Source organism: Staphylococcus sp. SA22 (genome assembly GCF_054165785.1).
This window is the reverse complement of record NZ_JBSZQY010000018.1, coordinates 20713-37522: the sequence shown is the minus strand read 5'-3', so window position 1 is coordinate 37522 and position 16810 is coordinate 20713. Positions and strand designations below refer to the sequence as shown.

Here is a 16810-nt window from a genome sequence, read left to right as displayed (position 1 = left end):
AGCAGGTGCGACACGTATTGGTGCGAGCGCAGGCGTTCAAATTATGCAAGGTTTAGAAGCAGATTCAGATTACTAATTTTATAAAAAACATGTAAGCATGGGACATCGTAACCATATATAAGTATGTCGATATCAGCTTTAAGACATCATAAATGCCATGATGATTCTAGGATAATTTAATAGGGACTTTGACGTTATAACCAATCTATTTAAGAATAATAACATCGCATTGAAATTGTGATATTAAAAATGAAATCGATAGCTTGCTATAATAATTTTCGCTTGTGCTTTTAAAAATGGACTAGAGAAAGCGCAAATGCTTTGTCCTAAGCTTTTTAAGAAAAGGATGATAAAAATGAGAATGATAGACATTATTGAGAAAAAGCGTGACGGTCATACACTAACAACGGAAGAAATTAATTTCTTTATTGACGGCTATGTTAAAGGGGATATTCCTGATTACCAAGCATCAAGTTTAGCAATGGCGATTTATTTCCAAGATATGAATGATGATGAGCGTGCAGCATTAACGATGGCTATGGTTAATTCTGGTGATATGATAGATTTGAGTGATATTAAAGGTGTCAAAGTAGATAAGCACTCAACAGGTGGTGTAGGAGATACAACTACATTGGTTTTAGCACCATTAGTAGCAGCTGTAGATGTTCCTGTTGCAAAAATGAGTGGGCGTGGATTAGGTCATACAGGTGGTACGATTGATAAATTAGAAGCAATTGATGGTTTTCATGTTGAAATAGATGAAGCAACATTTGTGAAATTGGTTAATGAAAATAAAGTGGCAGTTGTAGGACAATCAGGAAATTTAACTCCTGCAGATAAAAAATTATATGCCTTAAGGGATGTTACTGGTACTGTCAATTCAATACCATTAATTGCCTCTTCAATTATGAGTAAAAAGATTGCTGCTGGTGCAGATGCAATTGTATTAGATGTAAAAACTGGTAGCGGTGCATTTATGAAAACATTAGAAGATGCTGAAGCATTAGCGCACGCAATGGTACGTATTGGTAATAATGTGGGACGTAATACGATGGCGATTATTTCTGATATGAATCAGCCACTTGGTCGTGCGATTGGCAATGCGCTTGAGTTACAAGAAGCAATAGATACGTTGAAAGGACAAGGTCCGAAAGATTTAACAGAACTTGTATTAACATTAGGTTCTCAAATGGTTGTACTTGCAAACAAAGCTGAAACGCTTGAAGAAGCGAGAGCATTGCTAATTGAGGCAATTGATTCAGGTGCAGCATTAGAAAAATTCAAAACATTTATTAAAAACCAAGGTGGCGACGAAACAGTTATTGACCATCCAGAGCGTTTGCCACAAGCTCAATATCAAATCGAATATAAAGCTAAAAAATCAGGTTATGTGACTGAGTTAGTCTCTAACGATATAGGTGTCGCTTCGATGATGTTAGGAGCGGGACGTTTAACAAAAGAGGATGATATTGATTTAGCGGTTGGTATTGTTTTAAATAAAAAAATTGGGGATAAAGTAGAAGAAGGAGAATCATTATTAACGATTCACAGTAATCGCCAAGATGTAGACGATGTTGTTGAAAAATTAGATTCAAGCATAACAATTGCTGATCATGTTGTATCGCCTACATTAATTCATAAAATCATTACAGAGTAGGAGTTGAAGCTGATTGAACATACTAAGATATTTATTAGGAATAGGTTTTAGTGTAATAGGTGTATTGCATTTTACACGAGAACGACAATTTAGAAATATCATACCGAAATGTTTGCCGCTTCGAAAAACAGCGGTTCTTGTTACAGGAATCTTTGAGATATTATTTGGACTTGCGCTTTTAATTAAAAGACCATCACAATGCTTGAAAAATACAATCAATCTATTCTTGTTAGCTGTATTCCCAGCTAATATCTATATGGCAGTTAAAAAGTTACCTTTAGGAGATAAACAATTGCCAACATGGCAACTATATTTAAGGTTACCTATGCAGTTCGTGTTAATGGGACTAATTAAGAAATTATAGTGGTTCTTAAATAAATCGGACAAATGTTAAAGATTTTACTTTTTCATTTGTTCGATTTTTTGATTTTGAAGCATAATAAAAAGCAGTTGGACAATGGCGATTGTAACATCATTGTTCGACTGCTTTTCTGATTAACTTGATTGACTAAGATTTATTTTCCTGTACCGAAAACATCATGCCATTCGTTTCGTTTGTCTAGAAATGCTTGAGCGATAGTTTTAGCACCTTCTAATGAATGACTTGCTGCCCAGCCACATTGTACTTCATTACAAGCAGGCACTTCAGTAGCATTTAGCACATCATTTAAAGTTGCTTCAACAATATTTAATACATCATCATAATTATCATGATTAATAAATGATACATAGAAACCAGTTTGGCAACCCATAGGACTTAAATCAACGACTTTGTCACTATGATTTCTAATATTTTCAGCCATTAAATGTTCTAATGAATGCAATCCAGGCATATCCATATGTTCTTTGTTTGGTTGTTTGAAACGAATGTCATATTTGTGAATGACATCTCCGTTTAATCCTTCCATCGTTCCCGCTAATCTAATAAATGGGGCAACCACTTTAGTATGATCTAAATTGAAACTTTCAACATTCATTTTTGTCATTTTAAATTTCCTCCTATTAACTACTCAAAACTATAAAACGCGAATGATTCATTACATTATTAAACTTAAATTTGTTGCAAGTTGCGTTTCTAACAATACTTAAATTGTAACAATAGGGCTTATGTTTTACAATTTGAAACTGTTTTATAAATTTATGAAAGGCTTTTAGTTATTAGAAAATTTTGTAAATAAAGAAAAACTAGATGACATCATGAGATAAAACCGATAGAATAAGTAATAATTCATTTTGAAAGAACAAAATATTGTGGATGATTAAAATGAGTGTAGGGTAAAAGGGAGATAGTAAAAAATGAGTGAAAAACAACAAATTCTCGATTATATAGAAACAAATAAATATAGTTATATCGAAATTAGTCATAGAATTCATGAACGTCCTGAACTTGGTAATGAAGAAATATTTGCGTCTCGAACTTTAATAGATCGTTTGAAAGAACATGATTTTGAAATTGAAACCGAGATTGCTGGGCATGCAACTGGGTTTATAGCGACATATGATTCGGGTCTTGACGGGCCAGCTATAGGTTTTTTAGCAGAATACGATGCATTGCCAGGATTGGGTCATGCTTGTGGTCATAATATCATTGGAACTGCAAGTGTGCTTGGTGCAATTGGTTTGAAGCAAGTGATTGACCAAATTGGGGGTAAAGTAGTCGTTCTCGGATGTCCAGCTGAAGAAGGTGGGGAAAATGGTAGCGCTAAAGCTTCTTATGTCAAGGCTGGTGTGATTGATCAAATAGACATTGCCTTAATGATTCATCCGGGAAATGAAACTTATAAAACGATTGATACTTTGGCAGTGGATGTTTTAGATGTTAAATTTTACGGAAAAAGTGCTCATGCCTCTGAAAATGCAGATGAAGCGTTAAATGCATTAGACGCTATGATTAGTTATTTTAATGGTGTAGCACAACTACGACAACATATTAAAAAAGGTCAACGTGTGCATGGTGTGATTTTAGATGGCGGGAAAGCAGCTAATATTATTCCAGACTATACACATGCTCGTTTTTATACTAGAGCAATGACGCGTAAAGAATTGGATATATTAACAGAAAAAGTAAATCAAATCGCACGTGGAGCTGCGATACAGACTGGTTGTGATTATGAATTTGGTCCAATTCAAAACGGTGTGAATGAATTCATTAAAACGCCGAAATTAGATGATTTATTTGCTAAATATGCTGAAGAAGTTGGTGAAGCAGTTATTGATGATGATTTTGGTTATGGCTCTACGGATACAGGGAACGTAAGTCATGTTGTGCCAACAATACATCCTCATATTAAAATTGGATCACGTAATTTAGTAGGGCATACACATAGATTTAGAGAAGCAGCTGCGAGTGTACATGGTGATGAAGCATTAATTAAAGGTGCTAAAATAATGGCGTTGATGGGGTTAGAGTTAATTACAAATCAAGACGTTTATCAAGACATTATTGAAGAGCATGCGCATTTGAAAGGGAATGGGAAGTAATGACAAATAATGGTAATGAGCCGAACTTAACGTTAAGTGATTTATATGACAAAGATGTTGTCTATACGTCAAGACCTTCGTATATATCGAATCCATGGTTGAAACCGGACGAACATCAATCTAATTTTTTAACTGGTAGGGAGTTATTAATAGCAAATCAATTACCTGTTATTGTTCACGAAGCTAGTGCGACAGACAAATTGCATAAGTTATTTCAAGTTATTGGTAAGGATGTACCGAACTCAACTTATACATTTAACAATCAGCAATCTTACGAAAACTTGATCAAACAATTGGCACATAAGGAAAATAAAAAGATTTATTTTCAATATATTCATGATGAAACAATCTTGAATCAGCAATATTATGCATTAGATAAAACGTTATTTGTTGCTTTAAATAATAAAGCAAGAATACCTGAATGGACAAATGGGAAGTTTTTACCAAAAAGAAAAGTTGTAAAAATTGAGCAATTCGAAAACGAGATTAAGAATTGGGAATTCCCGTTTGTAATTAAGCCGGGAGATGATCTTCCGACAGCAGGTGGCTATGGTGTTATGATTTGTTATCATGATGCAGATTTACAAAAAGCGATAACGCGTATTAAAGAGGCAACTGCTGAAACGAATTCGCTTATTATCGAACAGAAGATTGAAGAAAAAGCGAATTATTGCGTTCAGTTTGCATACTCGGAATCGCTAGGTATTCAATATCTTGGTGCGGCAACGCAATTAACGGATAAGTACGGATTTTATAACGGAAATGAAAATACTACTAATGTACCAGAGCACGTTATAGAAGCAGGTAGACAAATTATGGAAAACGGTGTGAATCAAGGATTCTTTGGTGTGGCTGGTTTTGACTTACTTGTCGATGAGGATGATAACGTTTATGCGATTGATTTAAACTTTAGACAAAATGGTTCAACTAGCATGTTATTACTTGCTAATGAATTGAATTCAGGATATCAAAAGTTTTATAGTTATCATTCAAAAGGTGATAACACACATTTCTTCAATACGATTTTGAAATATGTCAAAGAAGGTAGTTTATACCCGTTATCTTATTATGATGGTGATTGGTACGGTGAAGATAAAGTTAAATCAAGGTTTGGCTGTATTTGGCATGGAGATTCAAAAGAAACAGTACTGGAGAATGAACGCGCATTTTTAGCTGAACTTGAACACTATTAGAGTTCGGAACATAAGGCGCTACGATGTTATGTTGCCAGTAGTTGACTGAATATGCGCTTGTAACAAGTTTTTTCGATTCTAGTCAACAGTAATTAAATTTATGATATGGCAATACTTTGTAATACTAATATTAAATGGCGACTGTTATTTCACTATGTTATAAGAGTTGCCATTTTGTTGATAAAGGTATATTAAAGGTTATCGTTTTGAAATTTTTAGTAACTAGATATGTTTCGTGTTATAGACCGAATTTGTGTATACGTAAAATTTAATGCTATTGAATTTTTAAAATGAAAAACATGACATTAAATTGAATTCATAATATGTCTAATTGACTATCTTGTTGGAGTCATTTACTATTTTATGTATGACATATTTTAAAAAGTGAGGGTCAAGCATGTCTTATAAAGCATATCTATTCTTTAGAGATATATTAATAAATGAATGTATTTATTTCGCCTCTAAAAATAAAAAACTAGTACGCCTAAATTATAAAAGTGAAGCGTATGTAGGCGTTTGGACAGAAGAAAGTGTGGCCGTATCATTTTTAACAAGTCGTGATATTCCATTTGATAAAGTTGTAAAAATGGACGTTGATCGTTTTGCTACTTATGAATTAGATGAATTGTTTGATGAACAAGACCATATTATTATGAATCAAACAATGGAAGAAGAAGGGCATCTTCTAAACGTTGTAGCTGTTACACAAGAAGTGATGACGGAATTAGATAAAATTAGAATCAAAGAATTTGTCCAAGATGTAGCGAAATATGATGAAGTATACGGCTTAACTAAAAAAGGTAGTAAGCAGTTTATTCTCATTAGTGAAAATGATAGCGACGAAAAAAAGCCGCATATTATGCCTGTATGGAGTATTAAAAACAGAGCGTTAAAAGTTCGAGATGAAGATTTTGAAGAGTGTGATTTAATTACGATTGAAGGTTCTGTTTTCGGAGAATGGCTAGATGAACTTAGAGATGATCATAAAGCCGTTGCGATAGATTTAAAAACTGGCGTGGTTGGTACAATTGTTTCAGCGCAAAAATTGTCTAATGAACTTACATTTTAATTGAATTGAGTTGTAAGTAATTAAGTGATAATAAATGGAACAATACGTATTCAAAACACGTAGACCATAAAATAAAAGGCCATTTATATAGCGCTTATTTAAAACAACGCTCATATAAATGGTCTTTTTCTATTTTCCTAAATATAATGCACCAATAGCACCTGAAAATGCGCCGTTTTCAACATAGTACGGTTTGCAACCGCGTAACACAGTATAATCTTCCACAACTTTGCGTAATAAAGCATTATTATGAAATGAAGAACCGATATAAACGATATTTTCAGTTTTAAATTCACGTGCAACAGTAATGGCCATTGTCGTAACAACTTCGCCAACGACACCAATAACGGCTGCTAATTTATTGCTAGGTGTAAAATCAGCATCTAAATGATGTAGTACATGACCAAAATTAGCTGCTGTTAAATCACCGGGAATGGGTGGTTCGGTATCTTTATAAATATGTCTAACCTTTAAATCGATAGTGTTACGATCTCCGTGTTGTGCCATGTCAGTTAACTGTTTATAATCAGTGATTTGACTTAGTAAATAACCGAGTCCTTGAATCATGCCACCACCTGTACCAATACCGCCTACACGACGTTGTGATTGGCCGTCGAAATAATGTAGTGACGTACCGGTACCAACATTTGCAAAAATATAATCTGCTAAGTCATGGCCTTGCTCTTTTAACAAAATACCTAGTCCTTGAGATGCAGCATCAAACTCTACAAAAATTTGTGCAGGAATGTTGATGTTTTCAGCAATAACACCTGCATTACCTCCAGTTAAGCATAATTTTTCAATTTGCTGTTGGTTTAACCATTCCACAACTTGATCAATATTTTTAGTTAATTCAGTTTTAAAAGTACGTTGGTTATCTTGCTCTTGAACGATTTTAATTAGTGTACCGCCCGCGTCAATGCCAACTTTCATAAGATTCCCACCTCATTATTAATGTCTATCCTTAAATAATAGTATAGTAAAATGACTAAAAAACAAGTAATAATAGTAATTATTAACAAATTTGATGCCATTGTATTTCAACATTGTAAGCGTATCGCAATTAATGTATTACAAACGTGGACGTTAAGTTATATATATTATTTTCTAGGAATTTTGAAGTTGTATAGGATTTTTAATTAGTGACGTAATATTAAAAGTAGTTCGTACGCAGTGTATTTGTAAGTTTCTGATTAAAATGATAAGTAATGAGGAATAGCACATTAATTTTAAAACTTAAAAAATATAAATAAGTAATTTATTTAACTTAGAGTAAATAATGGTATCGTAGTAAAATAATATGGGGATTCATGCTTCATATATAAAAAGATAGGGGTTAAATATATGGCTAAAGAACTTTGTTTTGAAGGTATCACTTTAAAAGCATTTGATGAACAATATCGTTCAGCAATTAATGATTTTGACTTGAATGAAAGACAACAAATATATTCATCTTTACCTAAAGAAGTTATTGATGATGCAATTAATGATGCTGATAGGATTGCTAACGTAGCAATAAACGACAAAAATGAAGTGGTGGGCTTTTTTGTATTACATCGTTACTATCAGCATGAAGGTTATGATACACCTGAAAATGTCGTTTATATTCGTTCATTATCGATTAATGAAAAATATCAAGGTTTTGGATATGGCACGAAAATAATGATGTCATTGCCGCAATATGTTCAAGGTGTATTTCCTGATTTTAATCATCTATATCTAGTAGTAGATGCGGAAAATGACAATGCTTGGAACCTATACGAACGTGCTGGATTCATGCATACAGCGACTAAAGAAGAAGGGCCAATTGGCAAAGAACGATTATATTACTTGGACTTAGATTCAAAACATGTTTCGTCATTAAAGCTTGAAGAAGAAAGTCGTTCAGAAGTGACCAATGTACATATCATTAATTTAATGATTGATGGCCAAAAGGTTGGCTTTATCGCATTGGAGCAGATTGGTGAACGCATGAACATTGCTGCTATTGAAGTGGATAAATCATATCGCTTTAATGGTATTGGTTCAAGTGCACTTCGACAATTGCCTACTTACTTAAGAAAAAACTATGACAACCTTAATGTGATTACGATGATTCTGTTTGGAGAGAATAATGATTTTAAACCATTATGTCTAAATAGTAATTTCGTTGAAATCGAACAAACTGATGATTATGTCGTTTTCGAAAAATATTTAAATTACTAACAGTGATTGCGAAATATGATATTGTCATTTATAATTTAGTTTTGTTACTATATATAAATGAATTCAGACGTATAAATTTAGATTATATCCTTCGAAAGGAAGTATTGGGCAATGAAAATTCAAGATTATACAAAACAAATGGTTGATGAAAAATCATTTATTGATATGGCTTATACATTATTGAATGATAAAGGTGAAACAATGAACTTATATGATATCATCGATGAATTTAGAGCATTAGGTGATTATGAGTATGAGGAAATTGAAACTCGTGTTGTACAATTTTACACAGATTTAAATACAGATGGACGTTTTTTAAATGTTGGTGAAAACTTATGGGGATTACGTGACTGGTACTCAGTAGATGATATCGAAGAGAAAATTGCACCAACAATTCAAAAATTTGATATTTTAGACGCCGATGATGAAGAAGATCAAAACTTAAAATTATTGGGTGAAGATGAAATGGATGATGATGACGATATTCCAGCTCAAACTGATGATCAAGAAGAATTAAATGATCCTGAAGATGAGCAAGTTGAAGAAGAAATCAATCATTCGGATATAGTCATTGAAGAAGATGAAGATGAACTAGATGAAGACGAAGAAGATTTTGAAGACGAAGAAGACTTCAAAGCATAATTTTTTGTTTGACTTTTAGTTGAAAGATGATAAAATTTTATTCGGGCTCCTTTAAATAGGACACGTGTATAAAATTTATACGCTCCCCTTACAAAATTTGTGAGAGGGAGCGTTTTTTTATTTAATTGAGTAAATCAAGAAATGATAACGCAATAATCAAAGTTGTAAATGATATACATAGTGACATAGCAGTATGGAAACGGTAAGCAAACAGAATTTAATTTTGTCGAATTCGACAAATAAACAACTTGAATGAGCTTACTCAAATGTTATGTTTTACGTAATTTTTACAATTGATGAGGAAGCATTCCCTTTAATAATTAGGAGGTCAAGACATGACAAAATTTATTTTTGTAACAGGTGGCGTAGTTTCATCATTAGGGAAGGGTATTACAGCATCTTCTCTAGGTAGATTATTAAAAGATAGAGGTCTAAATGTAACAATTCAAAAATTCGATCCATACTTAAATGTTGACCCAGGTACAATGAGTCCTTATCAACATGGTGAAGTATTCGTAACGGATGATGGTGCAGAAACTGACCTAGACTTAGGACATTACGAAAGATTTATTGATATTAATTTAAACAAGTTTTCAAATGTAACAGCCGGTAAAGTGTATTCACACGTATTGAAAAAAGAACGTCGTGGTGATTACTTAGGCGGAACAGTTCAAGTTATTCCGCATATTACAAATGAAATTAAAGAACGTTTATTACTTGCAGGGGAAAGTACGAATGCAGACGTTGTTATCACTGAAATTGGCGGTACAACAGGTGATATTGAGTCATTACCGTTTATTGAAGCGATTCGCCAAATTCGCAGTGATTTAGGTAGAGAAAACGTTATGTATGTTCACTGTACACTATTACCTTATATTAAAGCTGCTGGAGAAATGAAAACGAAGCCAACGCAACATAGTGTTAAAGAATTACGAGGCTTAGGTATTCAACCAGACTTAATCGTTGTAAGAACTGAATATGAAATGACACAAGATTTAAAAGATAAAATTGCATTATTCTGTGACATTAATAAAGAAAGTGTTATTGAATGTCGTGATGCAGACTCTTTATACGAAATTCCGTTACAATTAAGCCAACAAAATATGGATGATATCGTTATTAAACGTTTACAATTAAACGCGAAATATGAAACACAGCTTGATGAATGGAAACAGTTGTTAGATATCGTTAATAATTTAGATGGTAAAATTACAATTGGTTTAGTTGGTAAGTATGTTAGCTTACAAGATGCATACTTATCTGTAGTTGAATCATTAAAACATGCCGGATATCCTTTCGCTAAAGATATTGATATTAGATGGATTGATTCAAGTGAAGTTACAGATGAAAATGCGGCCGAATACCTTGCAGATGTCGACGGTATTTTAGTACCAGGTGGATTTGGTTTCCGTGCAAGTGAAGGTAAAATTAGTGCAATTAAGTATGCTAGAGAAAACAATGTACCATTCTTTGGTATTTGTTTAGGTATGCAACTTGCAACAGTTGAATTTTCAAGAAACGTATTAGGCCTTGAAGGCGCACATTCAGCTGAATTAGACCCTGCAACATCATACCCAATTATAGATTTATTACCAGAACAAAAAGATATCGAAGATTTAGGTGGTACATTACGCTTAGGCTTATATCCATGTTCAATTAAAGAAGGCACATTGGCACAAGATGTTTATGGTAAAGCGGAAATTGAAGAAAGACATCGTCATCGTTATGAATTTAATAATGACTATAGAGAACAATTAGAAGCGAATGGTATGGTGATTTCTGGTACAAGTCCAGATGGACGTTTAGTGGAAATGGTAGAGATTCCGACAAATGATTTCTTTATTGCTTGTCAATTCCACCCAGAATTCTTATCTAGACCAAATCGTCCGCACCCGATTTTTAAATCATTTATTGAAGCTTCATTAAAATATCAACAAAATAAATAAATTTGCTAATAAAACCGGTACTTTCATTGTTAAACATTGAAAGTACCGGTTTTTCGCATAATTTTAATATTATGTTAGTGACAAGGTATTAAATAACAATTGTGACTTTTATAATTCTAAGTCTCTTGTCATTTCAATCATTTGTGTATAAATGTCATAGTATACATAATTCAATGCCATCGCATGTGGCTGGACAATCTTATCGTAATCTTCAGTATAGACTATAGGTCTTGGTGTAGATAAATCGATAAAATGCACGAGATGATCAGGGAAATCATCTGTTTTAGGTTTGTTGCTTATTAAGACTACATCGATATCTAAGTCGATGAGTTTTTGAATATCTAATGCAACTTGCTCATTATAAAATGGTGCGAATAATAATACACGATCAGTTGAGTCAATTTCGTTAAAGTCTTTAATAGCGTCAAGCTTTCGGCTAGATTTTAAACGCTCATCACTATGTAGAATGAAACTTTCGAAAAACTGTAAATCATCGTAACCTTTTACATAAACATAACCTTCGCCACCAATTGCTTGAATTAAACATTGCGCGGCCATTTGAATTTCTAAAGATTGTTTTTCTAATCTATTAAAGATACCTATCAGTTGTGTGTTTAAGATTTTTGACATCTTTATCCTCCAATCTACTTATAAAATATTGTAATTAATGACTACATATTATGCAACGACTTAAATTGTATAAAAATGTATACGTTTGCATTTAGTATAACTATCGCATTTTTCAAAAAATACACATTTAATCTGCAGTATTTCAATGCATTGACGCTATTTTTTTGATATAATTACTTTGAAAAATACGTGCGTAAGCACTCAAGGAGGAACTTTCATGCCTTTAGTTTCAATGAAAGAAATGTTAATTGATGCAAAAGAAAATGGTTATGCGGTAGGTCAATACAATATTAATAACCTAGAATTCACTCAAGCAATTTTAGAAGCGTCACAAGAAGAAAATGCACCTGTAATTTTAGGTGTTTCTGAAGGTGCTGCTCGTTACATGAGCGGTTTCTACACAATTGTTAAAATGGTTGAAGGGTTAATGCATGACTTAAACATCACTATTCCTGTAGCAATCCATTTAGACCATGGTTCAAGCTTTGAAAAATGTAAAGAAGCTATCGATGCTGGTTTCACATCAGTAATGATCGATGCATCACACAGCCCATTCGAAGAAAACGTTGCAACAACTAAAAAAGTTGTTGAATACGCTCATGAAAAAGGTGTTTCTGTAGAAGCTGAATTAGGTACTGTTGGCGGACAAGAAGATGATGTTGTAGCAGATGGCATCATTTATGCTGATCCTAAAGAATGTCAAGAACTAGTTGAAAAAACTGGTATCGATGCATTAGCGCCAGCATTAGGTTCAGTTCATGGTCCATACAAAGGTGAACCAAAATTAGGATTTAAAGAAATGGAAGAAATCGGTTTATCTACTGGTTTACCATTAGTATTGCACGGTGGTACTGGTATCCCAACTAAAGATATCCAAAAAGCAATTCCATTTGGTACAGCTAAAATTAACGTAAACACTGAAAACCAAATCGCTTCAGCAAAAGCAGTTCGTGACGTTTTAAATAACGACAAAGAAGTTTACGATCCTCGTAAATACTTAGGACCTGCTCGTGAAGCTATCAAAGAAACAGTTAAAGGTAAAATTAAAGAGTTCGGTACTTCAAACCGCGCTAAATAATTAATATTTAGTCTTTAAGTTATTAATAACGTAGGGATATTAATTTTAAAAGAAGCAGACAAAATGGTGTTTGCTTCTTTTTTATGTTGTATAAGTAATAAATAAAACAGTTTGATTTTAAAGTGAAAGCGTAAAAATGGTAAAATATACCAAAATTGATTGTGATATAATTATAAGGAAAATGAGCAATTTATGAAAAAAGTTTACGTGCAAATCGTAGAATTAAAACTAAATAATTGTCAAAACAACGTCAATATTTAGTTGAATAATCAGACTTTAGACCATGGTCAAGTGGGGAAGAACAGCATATATTAGTAAAGGTGAATGATTTGTTATTAATCGATCGAAAATAGAAAGACAAGATTTTAACGATTAAAATAAACTATTTTACAAATAAAGTAAAATTAATTTATAATGCTAATAATGCAAAAAATTAAAAAGTAATGGACAAAGGAGATAAATGATATGGCTCAAGAGGTAATAAAAATAAGAGGTGGACGCACACTAAATGGGGAAGTTAATATCAGTGGCGCGAAAAACAGTGCTGTAGCTATCATTCCTGCAACATTATTAGCTCAAGGACATGTGAAATTAGAAGGGTTACCGCAAATCTCTGATGTTAAAACTTTAGTGAGTTTATTAGAAGATTTAAATATTAAGGCTTCACTAAATGGTACGGAATTAGAAGTTGATACAACTGAAATACAAAATGCTGCATTACCAAATAATAAAGTTGAATCATTACGTGCTTCATACTATATGATGGGTGCCATGTTAGGTAGATTTAAAAAATGTGTGATTGGTTTACCGGGAGGATGTCCACTTGGGCCACGTCCAATTGATCAACATATTAAAGGATTTAAAGCTTTAGGTGCTGAAATTGATGAATCAAGTACGACATCAATGAAAATTGAAGCTAAAGAGTTAAAAGGTACACATATTTTTCTAGATATGGTTAGCGTAGGTGCAACAATTAACATTATGCTAGCTGCAGTTTATGCAACAGGACAAACTGTAATTGAAAATGCTGCTAAAGAACCGGAAGTAGTTGATGTTGCTAACTTCTTAACAAGTATGGGAGCTAATATTAAGGGAGCGGGTACATCAACAATTAAAATCAATGGTGTCAAAGAATTACATGGTTCTGAGTATCAAGTTATACCTGATAGAATTGAAGCAGGCACATATATGTGTATCGCTGCAGCATGTGGAGAAAATGTTATATTAAATAATATTGTTCCGAAACATGTAGAAACATTAACTGCTAAATTTAGTGAATTAGGTGTGAATGTTGATGTAAGAGACGAAAGAATTCGCATCAATAATAATGCACCATATCAATTTGTTGATATTAAAACACTAGTATATCCAGGTTTTGCTACTGATTTGCAACAGCCTATTACACCATTATTATTTATGGCAAATGGTCCTTCATTTGTAACTGATACGATTTATCCGGAGCGTTTTAAACATGTTGAAGAATTAAAGCGCATGGGTGCAAATATTGAAGTTGACGAAGGCACAGCAACGATAAAACCATCAACATTACATGGTGCTGAAGTTTATGCTAGCGATTTAAGAGCAGGAGCTTGTTTAATTATTGCTGGTTTAATTGCTGAGGGTGTAACTACAATTTACAATGTTAAACATATTTATAGAGGTTATACAGATATTGTAGAACATTTAAAAGCTTTAGGTGCAGATATTTGGACGGAAACTGTATAGATTTATCTTGTTTTGTGGTATAATAATTATACTGATTAAAAAAGGGTGTTCGTTTACATTCTAAATTTATTGATGAGAGGTGAAGATGATGGAAGTATGTCCGTATCTCGAAGAAACTTTTAAAATACTTGGTAGAAGTTGGAATGGATTAATCATTAATTATCTCTCAAGATGTAATGACTGTTCAGCACACTTTTCCGATATGAAAAGAGATTTGAAAACAATAACGCCACGTGCTTTAAGTCTTAAGTTGTCAGAGCTTGCACAATGGGAGTTAGTTGAGAAGCAAATCATTTCTACGAGTCCAGTACAAATTATTTATGTACTAACTGAAAAAGGTAAAGCGTTAGCAGAGGCTTTACATCCAATTGAAGCATGGGCGCAATCATATGTCGATTTAACAGATCAACGTACTGCTAAATAATTACATGACGTTTAAACATAGCATTGATTATAACTATTTCTAAGTCTTCGCATTATTTGCGATGATGTGGGAATAGTTATTTTTATTTAAAAATATAAAAAAATTAGATGCAGCAAAATTTTAAAGCATTTTATTTTGAACATATTAAAAGGGAGCGTATCATAATGGAATGTAATGTTTATATCGTATGCATTACGGATAAATAATATATAAATCATTCTTGAGGAGTGAAAGAATAATGAGAGACTACACAAAGCAATACATTAATGGCGAATGGGTAAAAAGTAATAGTAATGAAACGATAGAAGTTATAAATCCAGCAACTGAAGAAGTAATTGGGAAAGTTGCTAAAGGTAATAAAGCTGATGTTGATAAAGCCGTCGAGGCGGCAGATAATGTTTATTTAGAGTTCCGTCATACATCTGTGAAAGAAAGACAAGCATTATTAGATAAAATTGTAAAAGAATATGAAAACAGAAAAGACGATATTGTACAAGCTATTACGGATGAGTTAGGTGCTCCTTTATCATTATCTGAGCGTGTCCATTATCAAATGGGACTAAACCATTTTGTTGCAGCGAGAGACGCATTAGATAACTACGAATTTGAAGAACGCCGCGGAGATGATTTAGTTGTTAAAGAAGCAATCGGTGTATCTGGCTTAATTACACCGTGGAACTTCCCTACAAACCAAACATCATTAAAATTAGCGGCAGCATTTGCGGCTGGTAGTCCAGTTGTACTTAAACCATCAGAAGAAACACCATTTGCAGCTGTTATTTTAGCTGAGATTTTTGATAAAGTCGGTGTTCCTAAAGGTGTATTTAACCTTGTTAATGGTGATGGTGCTGGAGTTGGGAATCCTTTATCTGAACATCCTAAAGTACGCATGATGTCATTTACAGGATCAGGCCCTACTGGTTCTAAAATTATGGAAAAAGCTGCTAAAGACTTTAAAAAGGTATCATTAGAGCTTGGTGGCAAATCACCATACATCGTCCTAGATGACGTAGATATTAAAGAAGCGGCTAAAGCAACAACAGGCAAAGTTGTTAATAATACTGGTCAAGTATGTACAGCTGGTACACGTGTTTTAGTGCCTAACAAAATTAAAGATGCATTCTTAGCTGAATTAAAAGAACAATTTAGCCAAGTGCGTGTCGGTAATCCAAGAGAAGATGGTACACAAGTAGGCCCTATCATTAGTAAAAAACAATTTGATCAAGTACAAAATTATATTAATAAAGGTATTGAAGAAGGTGCTGAATTATTTTATGGTGGTCCTGGTAAACCAGAAGGACTTGAAAAAGGATACTTTGCACGTCCGACAATTTTTATTAATGTAGATAATCAAATGACGATAGCACAAGAAGAAATTTTTGGGCCAGTAATGTCGGTTATCACTTATAACGATTTAGATGAAGCGATTCAAATTGCAAATGATACAAAATATGGTTTGGCAGGATATGTTATTGGTAAGGACAAAGAAACATTGCATAAAGTAGCTCGTTCTATTGAAGCAGGTACAGTAGAAATAAACGAAGCAGGTAGAAAGCCAGACTTACCATTTGGTGGCTATAAACAATCTGGTTTAGGTCGTGAATGGGGCGATTATGGTATTGAAGAGTTCTTAGAAGTGAAATCTATAGCTGGCTATTTTAAATAAATTTGATTTTTGAATTAAAAATCGCAATAAAACAGTGCACATGACTAATTAAGTTTTGTGTACTGTTTTAATTTTGCAATTTTTATAAATAGAT

The 16810-nt window shown here is 33.1% G+C and carries 15 protein-coding genes and 1 pseudogene; 13 read left to right on the top strand and 3 right to left on the bottom strand.

What is annotated here, in order from left to right:
• From ACXQH5_RS12335 to ACXQH5_RS12325, 3 genes and pseudogenes are all read left to right on the top strand, one after another.
• Positions 1–76, top strand: a pseudogene (locus ACXQH5_RS12335) (deoxyribose-phosphate aldolase); the annotation flags it as partial.
• A gap of 279 nt (positions 77–355) precedes the next feature.
• Complete coding sequence (locus ACXQH5_RS12330) at positions 356–1657, top strand: pyrimidine-nucleoside phosphorylase (protein WP_001242305.1); 1302 nt, start codon at positions 356–358, stop codon at positions 1655–1657.
• A gap of 13 nt (positions 1658–1670) precedes the next feature.
• Positions 1671–2021 (top strand): DoxX family protein, encoded by a 351-nt coding sequence (locus ACXQH5_RS12325; RefSeq protein WP_001024035.1) that lies wholly within the window; start codon positions 1671–1673, stop codon positions 2019–2021.
• 151 nt (positions 2022–2172) lie between these two features.
• Here the strand turns inward: ACXQH5_RS12325 and ACXQH5_RS12320 are convergent, their stop codons facing one another.
• Positions 2173–2643 carry an S-ribosylhomocysteine lyase gene (locus ACXQH5_RS12320; RefSeq protein ID WP_000164421.1) on the bottom strand — a complete coding sequence of 157 codons (471 nt, stop codon included), beginning with the start codon at positions 2641–2643 and terminating at the stop codon, positions 2173–2175.
• A gap of 310 nt (positions 2644–2953) precedes the next feature.
• On the opposite strand from ACXQH5_RS12320, the gene ACXQH5_RS12315 reads away from it, so the two are divergent.
• From ACXQH5_RS12315 to ACXQH5_RS12305, 3 genes are all read left to right on the top strand, one after another.
• Positions 2954–4138, top strand: coding sequence for a M20 family metallopeptidase (locus ACXQH5_RS12315; RefSeq protein WP_001291502.1), 1185 nt, complete (start codon positions 2954–2956; stop codon positions 4136–4138).
• Positions 4138–5331: an L-aspartate--L-methionine ligase LdmS gene (ldmS, locus tag ACXQH5_RS12310; RefSeq protein WP_000183707.1), complete on the top strand. Its 1194-nt coding sequence runs from the start codon at positions 4138–4140 to the stop codon at positions 5329–5331. The genes ACXQH5_RS12315 and ldmS overlap by 1 nt, the downstream gene beginning before the upstream one ends.
• Positions 5332–5728: 397 nt before the next feature.
• The gene (locus ACXQH5_RS12305; RefSeq protein WP_000120545.1) at positions 5729–6400 is read left to right on the top strand and encodes a DUF2750 domain-containing protein; all 672 of its coding nucleotides are present in this window, start codon (positions 5729–5731) and stop codon (positions 6398–6400) included.
• 129 nt (positions 6401–6529) lie between these two features.
• Here ACXQH5_RS12305 and coaW read toward each other — a convergent pair whose 3' ends face one another.
• Positions 6530–7333, bottom strand: coding sequence for a type II pantothenate kinase (coaW, locus tag ACXQH5_RS12300; RefSeq protein ID WP_000862728.1), 804 nt, complete (start codon positions 7331–7333; stop codon positions 6530–6532).
• A 411-nt stretch (positions 7334–7744) separates the two neighbouring features.
• On the opposite strand from coaW, the gene ACXQH5_RS12295 reads away from it, so the two are divergent.
• The 3 genes from ACXQH5_RS12295 (at position 7745) to ACXQH5_RS12285 (ending at position 11193) form a co-directional block, all read left to right on the top strand.
• Positions 7745–8605 (top strand): GNAT family N-acetyltransferase, encoded by an 861-nt coding sequence (locus tag ACXQH5_RS12295; protein WP_001040736.1) that lies wholly within the window; start codon positions 7745–7747, stop codon positions 8603–8605.
• A gap of 111 nt (positions 8606–8716) precedes the next feature.
• Entirely contained in the window at positions 8717–9247 is a 531-nt protein-coding gene (rpoE, locus tag ACXQH5_RS12290; protein ID WP_000701488.1) for a DNA-directed RNA polymerase subunit delta, read from the top strand.
• A 335-nt stretch (positions 9248–9582) separates the two neighbouring features.
• Positions 9583–11193 carry a CTP synthase gene (locus ACXQH5_RS12285; protein WP_000159964.1) on the top strand — a complete coding sequence of 537 codons (1611 nt, stop codon included), beginning with the start codon at positions 9583–9585 and terminating at the stop codon, positions 11191–11193.
• A 108-nt stretch (positions 11194–11301) separates the two neighbouring features.
• On the opposite strand, the gene ACXQH5_RS12280 is transcribed toward ACXQH5_RS12285, so the two are convergent.
• Positions 11302–11823, bottom strand: coding sequence for a DUF2529 domain-containing protein (locus ACXQH5_RS12280; protein WP_000036008.1), 522 nt, complete (start codon positions 11821–11823; stop codon positions 11302–11304).
• A 217-nt stretch (positions 11824–12040) separates the two neighbouring features.
• Here ACXQH5_RS12280 and fdaB point away from each other — a divergent pair, with 217 nt between their 5' ends.
• The 4 genes from fdaB to ACXQH5_RS12260 all read left to right on the top strand — a co-directional run bounded on the left by fdaB (position 12041) and on the right by ACXQH5_RS12260 (position 16716).
• Positions 12041–12901, top strand: a complete 861-nt coding sequence (gene fdaB / locus ACXQH5_RS12275; protein ID WP_001131841.1) for a class IIb fructose-bisphosphate aldolase FdaB — start codon at positions 12041–12043, stop codon at positions 12899–12901.
• A 465-nt stretch (positions 12902–13366) separates the two neighbouring features.
• Positions 13367–14626, top strand: coding sequence for a UDP-N-acetylglucosamine 1-carboxyvinyltransferase (locus ACXQH5_RS12270; RefSeq protein ID WP_000046610.1), 1260 nt, complete (start codon positions 13367–13369; stop codon positions 14624–14626).
• An 88-nt stretch (positions 14627–14714) separates the two neighbouring features.
• Positions 14715–15050, top strand: coding sequence for a winged helix-turn-helix transcriptional regulator (locus tag ACXQH5_RS12265; RefSeq protein ID WP_000451438.1), 336 nt, complete (start codon positions 14715–14717; stop codon positions 15048–15050).
• A 238-nt stretch (positions 15051–15288) separates the two neighbouring features.
• Positions 15289–16716, top strand: coding sequence for an aldehyde dehydrogenase family protein (locus ACXQH5_RS12260; RefSeq protein ID WP_001206115.1), 1428 nt, complete (start codon positions 15289–15291; stop codon positions 16714–16716).
• Positions 16717–16810 lie beyond the last annotated feature (94 nt).